Origin of the sequence: Streptomyces sp. NPDC048507 (genome assembly GCF_043199995.1) — a bacterium.
GTDB lineage: Bacteria > Actinomycetota > Actinomycetes > Streptomycetales > Streptomycetaceae > Streptomyces.
This window is the reverse complement of sequence record NZ_JBICWZ010000019.1, coordinates 52,071-66,360: the sequence shown is the minus strand read 5'-3', so window position 1 is coordinate 66,360 and position 14,290 is coordinate 52,071. Positions and strand designations below refer to the sequence as shown.

The following is a 14,290-nucleotide window of genomic DNA, read 5'->3' as shown; positions in this document are numbered from 1 at the left end:
ACGGCCGTTAGACGGCCGTCCGGCGCGCCTTCTCCGCCTTCGCCCGGCGCAGGTAGAACCAGGCCATGTTGGACGTCAGGCCGGCCAGCAGGACCCAGATGATGCCGAGGAAGCTGCCCTCCACGAAGGCGACCACGGCGGCGGCCACGGCGAGGACGCAGACGACAACGGCGAACACGGCAAGGCGGGGCATCGGGCACGGCTCCTCGGCGACACGGGACGGGGTCGATCCCCTCCAGTGTCCCCCATCCCCACGGGCGGTCTTTTCCGCCTTCACCTGATCTTGGGCGCGCCTTCTGGTTACGGTTCCCCCGGGGCCCGCCGGACACGTCGGCGGGAGAACGACAGCCCGGACCGGCTCCGCGCACCGCGGCGGTCCGGACACGTGGGGGGATGCGACATGCAGGAGATCCAGAAGGGCGCGAACGTCAGCCTGACCGCCCTCAGCGAGGACGCGGGCTCGGTCGTCGTGAGCCTGAGCTGGACCAGCGCCTCGGGGGCGGGGGACGCGGACGTCTCCGTCCTGCTGCTGGACGGGAACGGCAAGGTCCGCGGCGAGAACGACTTCTACTTCTACAACCATCCCGCCGCCGCCGACGGCAGCGTGCAGCTGCTGGGCAAGACGCCCACGGAGAACGGTGACGAGGACCGCATCGGCCTCGACCTGACGGCGGTCCCGCCGGGCGTGGAGCGGATCGTGGTCGCGGCCAGCCAGTACGGCGGTGCGTGCTTCGGGGACCTGGACGACCTGCGGATGACGGTCGCGGACCGGTCCGGGGAACCGCTGGTCGGGTTCTCCATCGAGGACGCGGGCGTGGAGAGCGCGTTCATCTTCGGGGAGCTGTACCGGCGGGGCGAGGAGTGGAAGTTCCGGGCCGTGGGCCAGGGGTACGAGACCGGGCTCGCCGGACTCGCGACCGATTTCGGCATCGCGGTGCTGGAGGAGGCCGAGGAGGCCGAGGAGGTCCAGGAGGCGGCCGGGGAGGTCCCGAAGGCCCTGGGGGGCGGGGAGTCCGCCCCCGCCGCCGCCACGGAGCCGCAGGCCGGGACCGGGGCCGTCGCCCCGCCGGAGCGGCCCGCGGAGCCGGAGGCCGCGCCCGCCGAGCCGGCCGCGCCGGCCGCGCCGGCCGCGCCGGCCGCGCCCGCGGCGGAGCCCGTCGTTCCGGCGCAGAGCCGGGGCCGGGGTCCCCGTACGACCAGGAAGAAGGTCACCCTCCCCAAGGTGCCCGGCAAGTCCCTCGCCGAGAACGACTCCTGGCGTTCCGCGCGCCTGTTCCCGGTGCCCTCGCTCAAGAGCGACAAGGAACGGGAGGTCCGCGCGACCTCCGTGCTGCTGTCGGTCATGGCGCAGGTTCCGGAGCTGGGCCGCAGGCTGACCGCCGGGTTCGGGGCGCCCGCCGGGCGGATGCAGACCTTCACCGAGGTGTCGCTCCCCCACGGGGAGAGCCCGCGCCGCCCGGACGGCGTGATCCGGGTCGAGCGCGCGGGCAAGCTGTGGACGGCGCTGGTCGAGACGAAGACGAACGGGAACCCGCTCCGGGCCGAGCAGGTCCAGGAGTACATGGACATCGCCGCGCGCCGCGGCTACGAGGCCGTGATCACGCTCTCCAACGACGTGGCGCTCGAAGGCGTCCCGATGGTCGAGGTCAAGATCGACGGCCGGCGCAAGCACAAGGTGACCCTGTGGCACCTGTCGTGGGCGGAGGTGGCCCATCAGGCGCAGCTGCTGATCCGCCACGAGGGGGTGGGCAACGCCGCCCACGCCTGGCTGCTCCAGGAGCTGCTGGAGTACCTCCAGCACGAGAACTCCGGCTGTCACGGCTTCCAGAACATGGGGCCCGCCTGGGTCCCCGTCCGCAAGGGCATCGAGGACGAGACCCTCGGCGGCGGCGATCCGCGGGCCGTGGAGGTCGTGGAGAGCTGGGAGCGCCTGATCCGCCAGGTGTGCCTGCGCCTGGGCGGGGAGCTGGGGCAGAAGGCGCTGCCGGTGCAGCGGGCGCGGCGGGGCAGCGGTCCGCGGGAGCGGCGGGCGGCCGCGGGCGAGGCGCTGTGCGCGGACGGCCGGCTGGTGGCGGAACTGCGGATCGACGGCACGAGCCGGGTGATCGGGGTGACGGCGGACCTGCGCACGGCGAAGCTCCGCACCTCGGTGGAGATTCCGGCGCCGGCGGGCTCGTACCCGCTGTCGACGGTGAAGCGGCTGTTGCGGCTGCTCGCGGAGGCCCCGGCGGACCTGCACGTCGAGACCCTGGTGGACGGGGCGAACGGGCCGCGCGGGACGCTGGAGCGGCTGCGGCCCGAGCCGGCGGACCTGCTGCCCAGGGACGGTGCGCAGTTCACCGGGTTCCGGCTGACCCTGGTCAAGGGGATGGGCAACACGCGGGGCAACGCCGAATCGGGGTTCATCCGGAGCGTGGACGACGCCGTGGAGCGGTTCTACCACGGGGTGGTGGCGCACCTGGGTGCCGTCGAGGGGCAGCGTCCGGGCGGCCGTCGGGGCTGAGCCCACGCCTCCGCCGGCGGGGGCGGGGGCGGGCCCGGGCGGGGGTCCGCCCGGGCTCCCGCGGCGGGGCTAGACGTCCGTGAGGCGCAGGCCCGCGTGGGCCTTGTAGCGGCGGTTCGTGGAGATCAGGTTGGCGACCATCGCCTCGACCTGGTGGGCGTTGCGCAGGCGGCCCGCGAAGACGCCGCGCATGCCGGGGACGCGGGCCGCGAGGGCCTGGACGAGGTCGGTGTCGGCGCGGGATTCGCCGAGGACCATCACGTCGGTGTCGATCTCCTCGACCGTCTCGTCCTGGAGCAGGACGGCGGAAAGGTGGTGGAAGGCGGCGGTGACGCGGGAGCCGGGGAGCAGGGCGGCGGCCTGCTGGGCGGCGCTGCCCTCCTCGACCTGGAGGGCGTAGGCGCCCTGCTTGTCGAAGCCGAGCGGGTTGACGCAGTCCACGACGAGCTTGCCCACGAGGTCCTCGCGGAGGGCTTCGAGGGTCTTGGCGTGGCCTTCCCAGGGCACGGCGATGATCACGATGTCGCTGCGGCGGGCGCACTCGGCGTTGTCGGCGCCCTCGACGCCGAGGCCCAGCTCGCCGGCGGCGTCCCGGGCGCGGTCGGCGGCGCGCGAGCCGATGATCACCTTCTGGCCGGCCCGGGCGAGCCGGTAGGCGAGGCCGCGGCCCTGGTCCCCGGTGCCGCCGAGGACGCCGACGACCAGGCCGGAGACGTCCGGGAGGTCCCAGGGGTCCTTGGCGGGCGGCTTCTGGGTGCTGTCTGAGGAAGTCATGGGGGCGAGGGTACTGCCGAGTACGCCACAGTCGAAGGTATGGGCCGGGCGGGTGAGGCGGCCGTTCCCGCCCCCGGGCGCCCCCGCGGTGCGGCAGGATGCCGCCCATGGATGCCGTGAGGGTCGCGTTGCTGCGCGAGGTGCTCGCCGGGACGCACTGGCCGGGTGAGGCCCGGAGGTTCGCCGGTTCGCTGCGGCGGGCCGTGGTGCCCTCGGCCGGGCGGCTGCTGCTGGTGGGGACCGAGCAGTACGAGCCCTGGCACCTGGCGGCCCATCTGGTGGACGAGGCCGCCTGGTCGGGGCTGCCGGAGCTGGCGCCGACGCTGGTGCGCCACCACGTGCGGCCGGGCGAGCCGCCGCACCTGTCGGTCGGGCTGGGCCGGCTGGAGGCGGCCCGGCGCGGTCACACGCTGCTGGTGGTGGCCCCGGACGAACCGGGCGGCGGGCTGCTGGAGCGGGTCCACGACGCCCGGCGCGCGGGGGCGACCGTACTCTCCCTGGACGGCGGGGACCCGGATCTGGGCACGCTGGCGCACGAGGCGCTGTCGGTGCCCGCGGCCACCGCGGAGCTGGACCTGGACACGGTCCAGCACCTGGTCAGCGCCGCGGCCGGGGAGAACGGCCTGCCGGCCCAGCGGGGGCCGGGCCGGCTGCGGGACCGGCTGGCGCGGCTGGCCGACCAGCTGGCCGCGCCGCCGCCCAGCCGCTGGTGAGCGCGGCGGGTCCGGGCGGCGGTCCAGGTCGCCGGTTCAGGCCGCCGGTTCAGGTCGCCGGGCCCCCCTCGTCCTCCCGGGTCTTGTCGTTCCACTTGGGGTCGTTCTGCCATTCGAGGTTGCGTTCCTGCGCCGTCTCCATGGCGTGGCCCGCCTCCTCGCGCGTGGCGTAGGGGCCGAACCGGTCCTTGGCCGGACACTCCGGGCCCTCTTCGACCTTGTTGTGGACCAGGCAGTAGTACCACTCGCCAGGCTTGCCCACCTGACGCTTCTTGAACAGGGCCATCGTCGGCTCCTTCCTCTGTCGCCACTCTGCCCCATACCCGCTGGATACACTCGCTTGCATGTCTGGCCAGTCGCTGCTCGTTCCAGGCGAGCTCTCTCCCGTCCGTTCCGTTCCCGGAAACATCCGCCGGCCCGAGTACGTGGGCAAGCCCATGCCCACGCCGTACACCGGCCCGGAGGTGCAGTCGGCCGAGACCATCGAGGCGATGCGCATCGCCGGCCGGATCGCCGCCCAGGCGATGGAGGAGGCCGCCAAGCACATCGCCCCGGGGGTGACCACCGACGAGCTGGACCGGGTCGCGCACGAGTACATGTGCGACCACGGCGCCTACCCGTCGACGCTGGGGTACCGGGGCTTCCCCAAGTCCCTGTGTTCCTCGCTGAACGAGGTCATCTGCCACGGGATCCCCGACTCGACCGTCCTGAAGGACGGCGACATCGTGAACCTCGACGTGACCGCCTACATCGGCGGGGTGCACGGCGACAACAACGCCACGTACCTGTGCGGCGAGGTGGACGAGGAGTCCCGGCTGCTCGTGGAGCGCACCCGCGAGTCGCTGAACCGGGCCATCAAGGCCGTCAAGCCGGGCCGCCAGATCAACATCATCGGCCGGGTCATCGAGTCGTACGCGAAGCGCTTCGGCTACGGCGTGGTCCGGGACTTCACCGGGCACGGCATCAATTCCTCGTTCCACTCCGGGCTGATCGTCCCGCACTACGACAGCCCGCACGCGACCACCGTCATCGAGCCCGGCATGACCTTCACGATCGAGCCGATGCTGACGCTGGGCACCCACGAGTACGACATGTGGGAGGACGGCTGGACGGTCGTCACGAAGGACCGCAAGCGCACCGCGCAGTTCGAGCACACGCTGGTGGTGACGGACACCGGGGCGGAGATCCTGACCCTTCCCTAGGGGGGGCGGGCCCGGGCGCCCGGATTCTTTTACCGACAGAACGTCGGGAACACATTGACTTAGGCAAGCCTAAGTAGGAGGATCGGGCGTGGCGGCGGCGTGCCGCCGCGCCCGATTTCCTCTTCTCCGGAGGTCCGCCTTGGACGCCTTCTCCACGGTCATCCGTGTCGCCTCGCACGAGCAGCACACCGAAGCCGAGACCTCTTCCTTCATGAGCGACCTGCTCGGCGGCCGGCTCGGAGTCGACGCGTACACCCGCTACACCGAGCAGCTGTGGTTCGTGTACCGGGCGCTGGAGGACGCGGCCGACGCGCTCCGCGAGGACCCGGTGGCGGGGCCGTTCATACAGCCCGAGCTGATGCGCGTCGCCGAGATCGAGCGGGACCTGGCCCACCTCATCGGCCCGCACTGGCGGGAGTCCGTCGTGGCGCTGCCCGCGACCGAGGCGTACGCGGCCCGGGTCGCCGAGTGCGCGGCCTCCTGGCCGGGCGGGTACGTCGCCCACCACTACACCCGCTACCTGGGCGACCTCTCCGGCGGCCAGATCATCCGGGACAAGGCGGAGCGCACCTGGGGATTCGAGCGCAAGGGCGACGGCGTGCGGTTCTACGTCTTCGCGGACATCTCCAACCCGGCCGCCTTCAAGCGGACCTACCGCGAACTGCTGGACGCGCTCGCGGCGGACGACCTGGAGAAGCAGCGCATCATCGACGAGTGCAAGCGCGCCTTCGACTTCAACGGCGCGGTCTTCCGCGAGCTGGGCGAGGAGTTCCCGCTCAGCGCGTAGCCGTACGCGCGAAGGGGCCGGCCGGTGCGGACGCACCGGCCGGCCCCTTCGCATGCGACGGGCTAGGAGGCGAAGCGGACCCGGCCGCCGATCTCCACGGTGCCGTCGGGGCCCGGGGCGGTGAGGATCTGCGAGCCGGCGCCCTGCGTGATGTTCAGGGCGCGGCCGAGCTCGGCGGTCAGCAGGATCGCGGCCGAACCGGTGGCCTCGTCCTCGGTGATGGCGCCGTCGGGGCGCCGCGGGAAGCCCCGGGCCCGGATCCGGCCGGCGGCCTCGTCCTCCCAGGCCCACGCGTACAGCCAGCCCTCACCGGGCGGCGGGGCGGGCAGCGCCTCGACCTCGGCGGCGTCGGCGTACTGCTGGGTGCGCTTGCCGGTGACCCACTCGGGGCGGGCCGTGATCCAGGTGAACTCCCCGTCGCCGCGGGCCCACACGGATCCGGCGGGCGGCCGGAGCTCCTCGATGTCGAGCAGCCAGGCGACGCCGACCAGGGGGTGTCCGGCGAAGGACATCCGGGTCCCGGGGGTCCGGATGTCGACGACCCCGCGCTCGGGGTCGTCGACGAACACCGTTTCGCTGTAGCCCAGTTCGGCGGCGAGGGCCTGGCGGTCCGCGTCGTGCGGGCAGGTCCGGCCGTCGCGGACGACTCCGAGCAGGTTGCCGAACCGGCCGTCACCCGCGCAGAAGACCTTGATGACATCGAGATCGTTCACGCGGGCATTCAAGCACGGGTCAGTTCTGGGCCGTACGGCGGCGGCGGGCGAGGAACACCGCGCCCGCGCCGGCCGCGACCACCGCGCCGGAGGCGCCGAGCAGGGCTCCGGCCGGGATCTCGGAACCGGTGGCGGCGAGGTTCCCGCCGGTGCCGGTGCCCGCGCCGCCGACGGAGCCGCCGCCGGCCGAACCGCCGGCCGAGCCACCGCCGGTGGTGCCGCTGCCGGTGGTGCCGCTGCCGCCCGTGGTGCCCGTACCGCCCGTGGTGCCGGAGCCGCCCGTGGTGCCGGCCGGCGGGAGGGTGACGTCCTTGTCCAGGGCCACCGAGAGGTTGACGTCGTCCATCCGCACGCCGGCCTCGTACATGGGCTTGCCCTTGTACGCGAAGGCGTTCGCGCCCTCGGCGGTGAGGGCCGCGCGGACGCCGCCGAGGGCCAGCACCTTGTTCTGCGTCGTGTAGTCCGTCTTCGGCAGGGCGAGGGTGGCGAAGGGGACGTCCTTCTTGGTCCCGTCGGGTGCGACGACGTCCAGGACCAGGGTGCCCTTGTCGCCCTCGGTGTTGATGCGCACGTGGGTGAAGGTGAGGTCGACGCCGTGCTCGGCGTGCTGGAAGCGCAGGTTGCCCTCGAAGGCGGCGCTGAGCTTCTGCTTCTTGGTGTCCAGCTCGCCCTTGCCGAAGGCGAAGGAGAAGCTGTCGCCGTCCTTCGCCGCCCCGCCCGCCGGGGTCACGCTGGTCACGTAGGAGCGCAGGGATTCCTTCACGCCCCAGCGCAGCTTGCCCGCGAGGAGCGGCTGGACGCCGTCGGCCGGGGCGGAGCCGGTGGGCTTCGCCGTGACCGGCGGGGTGACGGGCGGGGTGACCGGCGGGGTCACGGGCGGGGTGACCGGCGGGGTGACCGGCGGAGTGCTGACGGGCGGCTTCGGGAACTCCAGGGCCACCGTCAGCTTGTCGCCCGGCTTGCCGACGTACGCGGCGCGGTCGAACGCGGCGCCGAACTCGGGGGTGAGGGTGGTGGTGAGGTCCTTCATCTCCGGGCCGGTGAAGGCCACGGTGGCCAGCGGGACGTTCGGCGTCAGCTTGCCGTTCCGGGTGACGTCGGCCGTGACCTTCTTCGTCCCGGAGTCGATCCGGAAGTTCTCCATCTTGACGACGAAGCCGTGGGCGGTGCCGTCGAAGACGACCCGGCCCTTGAAGGCCGCGGTCACGACGTTGCCGCCGGCCTCGTCGTACTGGCCCGTCGCCTGGCCGAAGCGGAAGCCGCCCGGGACCTCGGTGGCGCCGTCTTCGGCGGTGACCGAGCCGATGCCCTTCACGTAGCTGCGCAGGCTCTCCAGCACGCCCCAGTCGAGGGTGCCGCCGAGCACCGGTATCGGGGCCGCGGCGGACTGGGCCGCCCCGGCGGCCGGTGCGCCGCCCGCCGCGACGGCGGGGACCACGAAGGCGGCGGCGCCGAGGCCGGCGGCGGTGAGGACGGCGGCCGCGAGGACGGCCGGACGGCGGTGGGACGACATGGCTGGGCACTCCTGGGGGACACGGGGAACGAGGGACGGAGAAATGCGCACGAGGCGGGGGTGTTACGGCGCGTCGGTGGGCGCGGCCGGGGCCGCTGCCGTACGGCGCCGGCGCAGCACCAGGAAGGCGGCGCCGCCGGCCAGGACCAGGACGGCCACGGCGAGGGCGACGTACAGCCCGGTGGCGGAGGAGGACCCGCGCGTCGCGGCGGGGGCCGGGGCGGCGGGGGCGGAGGGCTGGGCGGCGGCGGGCGGCGCCGGGGAGGCCGCCGTGGAGCCGAGGTCGGGCAGCGCGGGCAGGCGCGCGGAGCCGTCCAGGGCGACGGCGAGGGAGACGGGGTCCATCTCGGTGCCCGGCTGGTACATGGAGTTGAAGGCCTGGGAGCCGCCCTCGGTGAGGGTGGCCGGGGCTTCGGTCAGGGTGACGAGGTTCCCCTCGGTCTTCAGGTTCTTGGCGTCGAACGCGACGAGCGGCACGGCGTTCTTGGTCTGCCCGCCGGTGGTCACGTCGGCCGACAGGACGCCCTTGCCGTTCTCGACCTTGACGCTCAGCTTGCCGAGCCCCAGGTCCAGATGGGCGCCGGTGAACAGGACCGTGCCGGCGAAGGCGGCGTCGAGCGTGCCCTTCTGGCCGTCGTACGTGCCCTTGCCCTGCGGGAAGCGGAACAGTGCGCCACCGTCCCGGGCGCCCTCGGCGAGGGTCCACTTGCCCTGGCCGATGGAGCCGGTGACGTACTCGCGGAAGGTGCGGCGCACGCCCCAGTCGACGGCGGCGTCGGTGAAGCCGCCCTGCGCCTGCGGCTCCTGCGCGCCCTGCGCGGGCGGGCTCGCCGGCTGCGAGGGCTGCGCGCCGCCGTCGGGGGCCGGGGCCAGGACGTCGGCGGACAGCGAGACGGGGTCGAGCGCGGCGCCGGCCGCGTAGTACCCGGCGAAGGACTTGGCGCCCTGCGCGGTCAGCGTGGCAGGGATGTCGGTCAGGGCGACCGGGCTGCCGCCGCCCTTCATGTTCACCCCGCCGAGGCCGAGCGTGGCGAACGGCACCTGCGCTTCGGTGGTGACGGCGCCGGTGTCCTTGGCCTTGCTGGAGACGTCCACGTACAGGGTGCCGCTGCCGCCGGAGATCCGGACGGTGGGCCGGCTGACGGTCATGTCCAGCTCGTAGGCGCCGTCCGGCTTCTGGTGGCCCTGGAAGGTCACGCCGCCGGAGAAGGCGGCGTCGAAGGCCCCGGAGCCGGGGTCGTAGGAACCGGTCGCCGAGTGGAAGCGGAAGAGGCTGCCGCCGGCCGTGGCGGCGCCGCCGGTCAGCTTGAAAGAGCCTTTCGCGACGGGGCCCGTGACATAACTCTGGAAGGACGATTTGATGCCCCAGTCGAGCCGACCCCCCTGCACGGTGCGGCCCGCCGCCTCCGCGGCGGAGGCCGGGAGCAGGGCCCCGAGCAGGACCGTCAGTACGGCGACGGCGAGAGCGCGGGCGGGTCTTGCGGACATGAAGGTCCCCTCCAGGGTCTAGCGAGTAAAGTTAGGCTAACCTAAGCTATCCCGGTCGAGCGGGGAACCCCCGGTGCCGACGGAATTCCAAGCCCAGCTCCCAGTCGGACGATCAGGACGGTGCCTTCGTGCCTACGCCCGCCGCGTCACGCCGCGTTCCCCGCATTTCCCGTCTCGCCCTTGCCGTGGCAGCACTGGCACTGGCCGTGACGGGCTGCGCGGGGACGGCCGCTCCCGCAGGCTCTTCCCCCGCCCACGGCGCCCCCGCGCCCCCGGACCGGGTGGAACCCCTCGCGGCGGTCCCCCGGCCCGTCCTGCCGGTGACCGTCCCCTCGGCCGACGGGACGCAGGTCACCATCGGCTCCGCCGAGCGGGTCATCCCGCTGAGCGGCAGCCTCAACGAGATCGTGCAGACCCTCGGCCTCGGCGGGCAGGTCGTCGCCCGCGACATCACCGCCACCTTCGAACAGGCCGCGTCCCTGCCGGTGGTGACACGTGGACACGACGTCTCCGCCGAGAGCGTCCTGTCGCTGCGTCCGACGCTGGTGCTGGCCGAGACCACCACCGGTCCGGGCGAGGCCGTGCAGCAGATCCGCGCCGCCGGCGTCCCGGTGCTGGTGATCGCCCCCGCCAAGTCCCTGGAGGACGTGCCCGGGCGGATCGGCGCGGTCGCCGCCGCCCTGGGCGTCAAGGACGCCGGGGAGCAGCTGGCGCAGCGCACGGCGCAGCGGCTCGCCGCCGCCCGCGCGCACGTCCCCCCGGCGTCCGCGAAGAAGCCCCGGGTCGCCTTCCTCTACCTGCGCGGCACCGCCTCCGTCTACCTGCTGGGCGGCTCCGACTCCGGCGCCGCCTCGCTGCTGGAGGCGGCCGGAGCCGTCGACACCGGCAAGGAGTCCGGGCTCGGCAAGGACTTCACCCCGATCACCAGCGAGGCCCTGGCCGCCGCCGCGCCCGACGCGCTGCTCGTGATGTCGAAGGGCCTCGAATCGGTCGGCGGCGTCGACGGCCTGGTCAAGATCCCGGGCGTGGCCCAGACCCCGGCCGGGATGGACCGCAGGGTGGTCAGCATCGACGACGGCGTCCTGCTCAACTACGGCCCCCGCACCGACCAGGTGCTGTCCTCGCTGGTCGCACAGCTCTACGGCAAGGGTGCCTGACGTGACCCTCTCCTACGATCCCCCGCGCGGCGGCGCCGACGCCGGGGCCGGCCCCGGCGCGCGGGCCCCCGGAGCCGCCCCGGCGACGGCACCGGCCGCTGCGCCCGTGCCGGAGGCTCCCGGGGAGCCGGTGCGGGCGCGCCGGCGCACGGCGCCGTGGCTCACCCTCCTGCTGGTGGCCGCCCTGCTGGTGCTCGCCGTGGTCTCGGCGGGCGTCGGCGCGTACCGCATCCCCACCGGCGACGTGCTCGCCTCCGTCCAGCACCGGCTGGGCCTCGGCGGCGCCCCCCTCGACCGGGTCGGGGAGAGCGTGCTGTGGAACGTACGGCTGCCGCGCGTCGTGCTCGCGCTGCTCGTCGGGTCCAGCCTCGGCTGCGCCGGTGCGCTGATGCAGGGCGTGTTCGGCAACCCGCTCGCCGAACCCGGCGTGATCGGCATCTCGGCGGGCGCCGCCGTCGGCGCGGTCGCCGCCATCGGACTGGGCCTCAGTTTCTTCGGCAACTGGACCATCACCGCCTGCGCCTTCGTCGCGGGGCTGGTCACCGTCGGAGCGGTCTACCTGCTGTCCCGCAACGGCGGCCGGACCGAAGTCGTCACCCTGATCCTCACCGGCATCGCCGTCAATGCCTTCGCGGGCGCCCTGATCGGCCTGTTCGTCTTCTTCGCGGACAGCGGCCAGGTCAACCAGATCACCTTCTGGCAGCTCGGCTCCCTCGCCCAGGCCACCTGGCCCAAGGTGCTCGCCGTCCTGCCCTGCGCGCTGGCCGGACTGCTCGTCGCCCCCTTCTACGCCCGCCGCCTGGACCTCCTGGCCCTCGGCGAACGCCCCGCCCGCCACCTGGGGATCGACGTCGAACGGCTGCGGCTGGCCCTGATCCTGGTGGTGGCGCTGCTGACGGCGGCCGCCGTCGCCGTGGCCGGGGTCATCACCTTCGTGGGCCTGCTCGTCCCGCACCTGCTGCGCATGGCGAACGGCCCCGGGCACCGCTTCCTGGTGCCCGGCAGCGCGCTGGCCGGGGCCGTGGTCCTGGCCGGCGGCGACCTGGCCGCCCGGACCGTCGCCGCGCCCGCCGAACTCCCCCTCGGCGTCCTCACCGCCCTGATCGGCAGCCCGTTCTTCTTCTGGCTGTTGCGCCGCACCCGCCGCAAGCAAGGAGGCTGGGCGTGACCAGCGCACCGAACGGCCCGAGCGCCCCGGACCCGGCCGGCCCCCCGGGCCGCTTCTTCGGCCGCTTCGGCCGCAACGGGCGGACGGTCCCCGCCCGCCCCGCCCCCGGCACCGCCTACGCCGAGGCCGTGGACCTGCGCGTGCGCCTGGGGGAACGGGAGGTGCTCGCCGGGGCCTCGCTGAGCGCGTACGCGGGCGAGGTGCTCGCCCTGGTGGGCCCGAACGGCGCGGGCAAGTCCACCCTGCTCGCGGCGCTGGCCGCCGATCTGCCCGCCGACGCCGGGAGCGTACGGATCGACGGGCGTCCGGTCGGCGACTGGCCGGCCCCCGAGCTGGCCCTGCGCCGCTCCGTGCTGCCCCAGGCGGCCGCGCTGGCCTTCCCCTTCCCGGTGGCGGACGTGGTCCGGATGGGCCGCGCACCCTGGGCGGGCACCCCGCTGGCCGGCGCCGACGAGGAGGCCGTGGCCACCGCGATGGCGGCCACCGAGGTCACCCGGTTCGCCGAACGGCCCTTCTCCGCGCTCTCCGGCGGCGAGCGGGCCCGGGTCGCGCTGGCCCGCGTACTGGCCCAGCGGACCCCCCTGCTGCTGCTCGACGAGCCCACGGCGGCCCTGGACCTGCGCCACCAGGAGCTGGTGCTGCGGATCTGCCGGGAGCGGGCCGCGGCCGGGGACGCGGTGGTCGTGGTGCTGCACGACCTCGGCCTGGCGGCGGCCTACGCCGACCGGGCGGCGGTCCTGCACGACGGCCGGATCGCGGTGTGCGGGCCCCCGTCCGAGGTGTTCGAGGACGCGCTGCTCAGCGGGGTCTACCGGCAGCCCGTCGAGGTGCTCCCGCACCCGCGGACCGGGGCCCCGCTGGTGGTCCCCGTACGGGAACGGGCCATGGGGGAACAGGGCTCGGAGCGTCCCGGCGCACGGAGCGCGGACGGGGACTTGACCCGGGCTTGACCCTTGCTTGAGGCCGTCATGGAGGGGTCGTGACGGCCTCGTGTCCGGGCCCGGAAGGTGAGAGCTGAATCACTGGACGAGTGGGTATCGGTCAGGTAAGCCTCGGTTAAGTTAGGTCCGCCTCACTACCGTGCCTCCACTCAGCCTCCACCCTCGCAGGAGCCCCCATGCGCCCCGCCCGTCTCACCCTCCTCACCGCGGTCGCCGCGGTCGCCGCCCTCACCGCCGTCACCGGCTGCGCGGAGAAGAGCGACCAGGGCGGGGACGGCGCGATCCACGTGAACGCGACGGACAGCGCCTGCGAGCTCTCCAAGACCGAGTTCCCGGCCGGCAAGGTCTCCATCGAGGTCGAGAACAAGGGCTCCAAGGTCACCGAGCTCTACGTGCTCTTCCCGGACGACCGCATCGTCGCCGAGCGCGAGAACATCGGCCCCGGCACCAAGGCCACCATCACCGCCGAGATCAAGGCGGGCGACTACGCCTTCGCCTGCAAGCCCGGCATGAAGGGCGACGGCATCCGCACCAAGGTCAAGGCCACCGGCAAGGGCGGCGACGAGAAGCGCGATCCGGCGCTGGACGCCGCGGTCGCCGCGTACCGCAAGTACGCGCAGGAGCAGGCCGACGAGACCCTCCCGAAGGTGAAGACCTTCACCGACGCCGTCCGCGCCGGTGACGTCGAGGCCGCCAAGAAGGCCTTCGCGCCGTCCCGCACCGGCTGGGAGCGCACCGAGCCGGTCGCCGAGTCCTTCGGTGACATCGACCCGAAGACCGACACCCGCGAGGACGGTCTGGAGCCCGGCCAGAAGTGGACCGGCTGGCACCGCCTGGAGAAGGCCCTGTGGGCCGACAACAAGATCGGTGACGAGGAGAAGACCCTCGCCACCCAGCTGGACACCGACCTCGCCGACTGGCAGAAGCGCGTCGGCACCGCGGAGATCACCCCCACCTCGATGGCCAACGGCGCCAAGGAGCTCCTCGACGAGGTCGCCACCGGCAAGATCACGGGTGAGGAGGACCGCTACTCCCACACCGACCTGGACGACTTCAAGGCCAACGTCGAGGGCGCCCAGAAGGCGTACGAGCTGCTCAAGCCGGTCGCCGCGAAGAACGACGCGGCCCTGGTGACGGAGCTCGACAAGCAGTTCGCCGCGCTCGACACCCTGCTGGAGAAGTACCGCAGCGCCCCGGGCGCCACCGACTTCATCGCGTATGACAAGGTCGGCGAGGCCGACCGCAAGCAGTTCTCCGACAGCGTGAACGCCCTGGCCGAGCCGCTGTCGAAGCTCGCCGCCGCGGTCGCCAAGTAGTCACGGGCCAGGAGA

At 73.8% G+C, this 14,290-nt stretch carries 14 protein-coding genes; 8 read left to right on the top strand and 6 right to left on the bottom strand.

The window, feature by feature from the left end; translation table 11 throughout:
• Positions 1 to 7: 7 nt before the first annotated feature.
• Positions 8 to 193, bottom strand: a complete 186-nt coding sequence (locus ACGFXC_RS32775; protein WP_393718527.1) for a hypothetical protein — start codon at positions 191 to 193, stop codon at positions 8 to 10.
• 207 nt (positions 194 to 400) lie between these two features.
• Between ACGFXC_RS32775 and ACGFXC_RS32770 the strand changes: the two genes are divergently transcribed.
• Positions 401 to 2,503 carry a TerD family protein gene (locus tag ACGFXC_RS32770; RefSeq protein WP_393718526.1) on the top strand — a complete coding sequence of 701 codons (2,103 nt, stop codon included), beginning with the start codon at positions 401 to 403 and terminating at the stop codon, positions 2,501 to 2,503.
• A 69-nt stretch (positions 2,504 to 2,572) separates the two neighbouring features.
• Here the strand turns inward: ACGFXC_RS32770 and npdG are convergent, their stop codons facing one another.
• Positions 2,573 to 3,277, bottom strand: coding sequence for an NADPH-dependent F420 reductase (gene npdG / locus ACGFXC_RS32765; RefSeq protein ID WP_393718525.1), 705 nt, complete (start codon positions 3,275 to 3,277; stop codon positions 2,573 to 2,575).
• 107 nt (positions 3,278 to 3,384) lie between these two features.
• Here npdG and ACGFXC_RS32760 point away from each other — a divergent pair, with 107 nt between their 5' ends.
• Entirely contained in the window at positions 3,385 to 3,990 is a 606-nt protein-coding gene (locus ACGFXC_RS32760; protein WP_393718524.1) for a hypothetical protein, read from the top strand.
• Positions 3,991 to 4,039: 49 nt separating this feature from the next.
• Here the strand turns inward: ACGFXC_RS32760 and ACGFXC_RS32755 are convergent, their stop codons facing one another.
• The gene (locus ACGFXC_RS32755; protein WP_393718523.1) at positions 4,040 to 4,276 is read right to left on the bottom strand and encodes a hypothetical protein; all 237 of its coding nucleotides are present in this window, start codon (positions 4,274 to 4,276) and stop codon (positions 4,040 to 4,042) included.
• Positions 4,277 to 4,334: 58 nt separating this feature from the next.
• Between ACGFXC_RS32755 and map the strand changes: the two genes are divergently transcribed.
• The gene (gene map, locus ACGFXC_RS32750) at positions 4,335 to 5,192 is read left to right on the top strand and encodes a type I methionyl aminopeptidase (protein WP_393718522.1); all 858 of its coding nucleotides are present in this window, start codon (positions 4,335 to 4,337) and stop codon (positions 5,190 to 5,192) included.
• A 139-nt stretch (positions 5,193 to 5,331) separates the two neighbouring features.
• On the top strand, positions 5,332 to 5,979 hold the full coding sequence (locus tag ACGFXC_RS32745) for a heme oxygenase (biliverdin-producing) (protein WP_393718521.1): 648 nt from the start codon (positions 5,332 to 5,334) through the stop codon (positions 5,977 to 5,979).
• A gap of 62 nt (positions 5,980 to 6,041) precedes the next feature.
• Here the strand turns inward: ACGFXC_RS32745 and ACGFXC_RS32740 are convergent, their stop codons facing one another.
• The 3 genes from ACGFXC_RS32740 to ACGFXC_RS32730 all read right to left on the bottom strand — a co-directional run bounded on the left by ACGFXC_RS32740 (position 6,042) and on the right by ACGFXC_RS32730 (position 9,693).
• A complete protein-coding gene (locus ACGFXC_RS32740) occupies positions 6,042 to 6,692 on the bottom strand; it encodes a PhzF family phenazine biosynthesis protein (RefSeq protein WP_393718520.1) in 651 nt (216 codons plus the stop codon).
• 19 nt (positions 6,693 to 6,711) lie between these two features.
• On the bottom strand, positions 6,712 to 8,205 hold the full coding sequence (locus ACGFXC_RS32735) for an HtaA domain-containing protein (RefSeq protein WP_393718519.1): 1,494 nt from the start codon (positions 8,203 to 8,205) through the stop codon (positions 6,712 to 6,714).
• A gap of 63 nt (positions 8,206 to 8,268) precedes the next feature.
• The gene (locus ACGFXC_RS32730) at positions 8,269 to 9,693 is read right to left on the bottom strand and encodes an HtaA domain-containing protein (RefSeq protein WP_393718518.1); all 1,425 of its coding nucleotides are present in this window, start codon (positions 9,691 to 9,693) and stop codon (positions 8,269 to 8,271) included.
• Between the two features lie 128 nt (positions 9,694 to 9,821).
• On the opposite strand from ACGFXC_RS32730, the gene ACGFXC_RS32725 reads away from it, so the two are divergent.
• The 4 genes from ACGFXC_RS32725 to efeO all read left to right on the top strand — a co-directional run bounded on the left by ACGFXC_RS32725 (position 9,822) and on the right by efeO (position 14,275).
• Positions 9,822 to 10,850 carry an ABC transporter substrate-binding protein gene (locus tag ACGFXC_RS32725; RefSeq protein WP_393718517.1) on the top strand — a complete coding sequence of 343 codons (1,029 nt, stop codon included), beginning with the start codon at positions 9,822 to 9,824 and terminating at the stop codon, positions 10,848 to 10,850.
• A gap of 1 nt (position 10,851) precedes the next feature.
• Positions 10,852 to 12,018, top strand: coding sequence for a FecCD family ABC transporter permease (locus tag ACGFXC_RS32720; protein WP_393718516.1), 1,167 nt, complete (start codon positions 10,852 to 10,854; stop codon positions 12,016 to 12,018).
• Positions 12,015 to 12,968 carry a heme ABC transporter ATP-binding protein gene (locus ACGFXC_RS32715; protein WP_393718515.1) on the top strand — a complete coding sequence of 318 codons (954 nt, stop codon included), beginning with the start codon at positions 12,015 to 12,017 and terminating at the stop codon, positions 12,966 to 12,968. The genes ACGFXC_RS32720 and ACGFXC_RS32715 overlap by 4 nt, the downstream gene beginning before the upstream one ends.
• Positions 12,969 to 13,135: 167 nt before the next feature.
• Complete coding sequence (gene efeO, locus ACGFXC_RS32710) at positions 13,136 to 14,275, top strand: iron uptake system protein EfeO (protein ID WP_393718514.1); 1,140 nt, start codon at positions 13,136 to 13,138, stop codon at positions 14,273 to 14,275.
• The last annotated feature ends 15 nt before the right edge of the window (positions 14,276 to 14,290 follow it).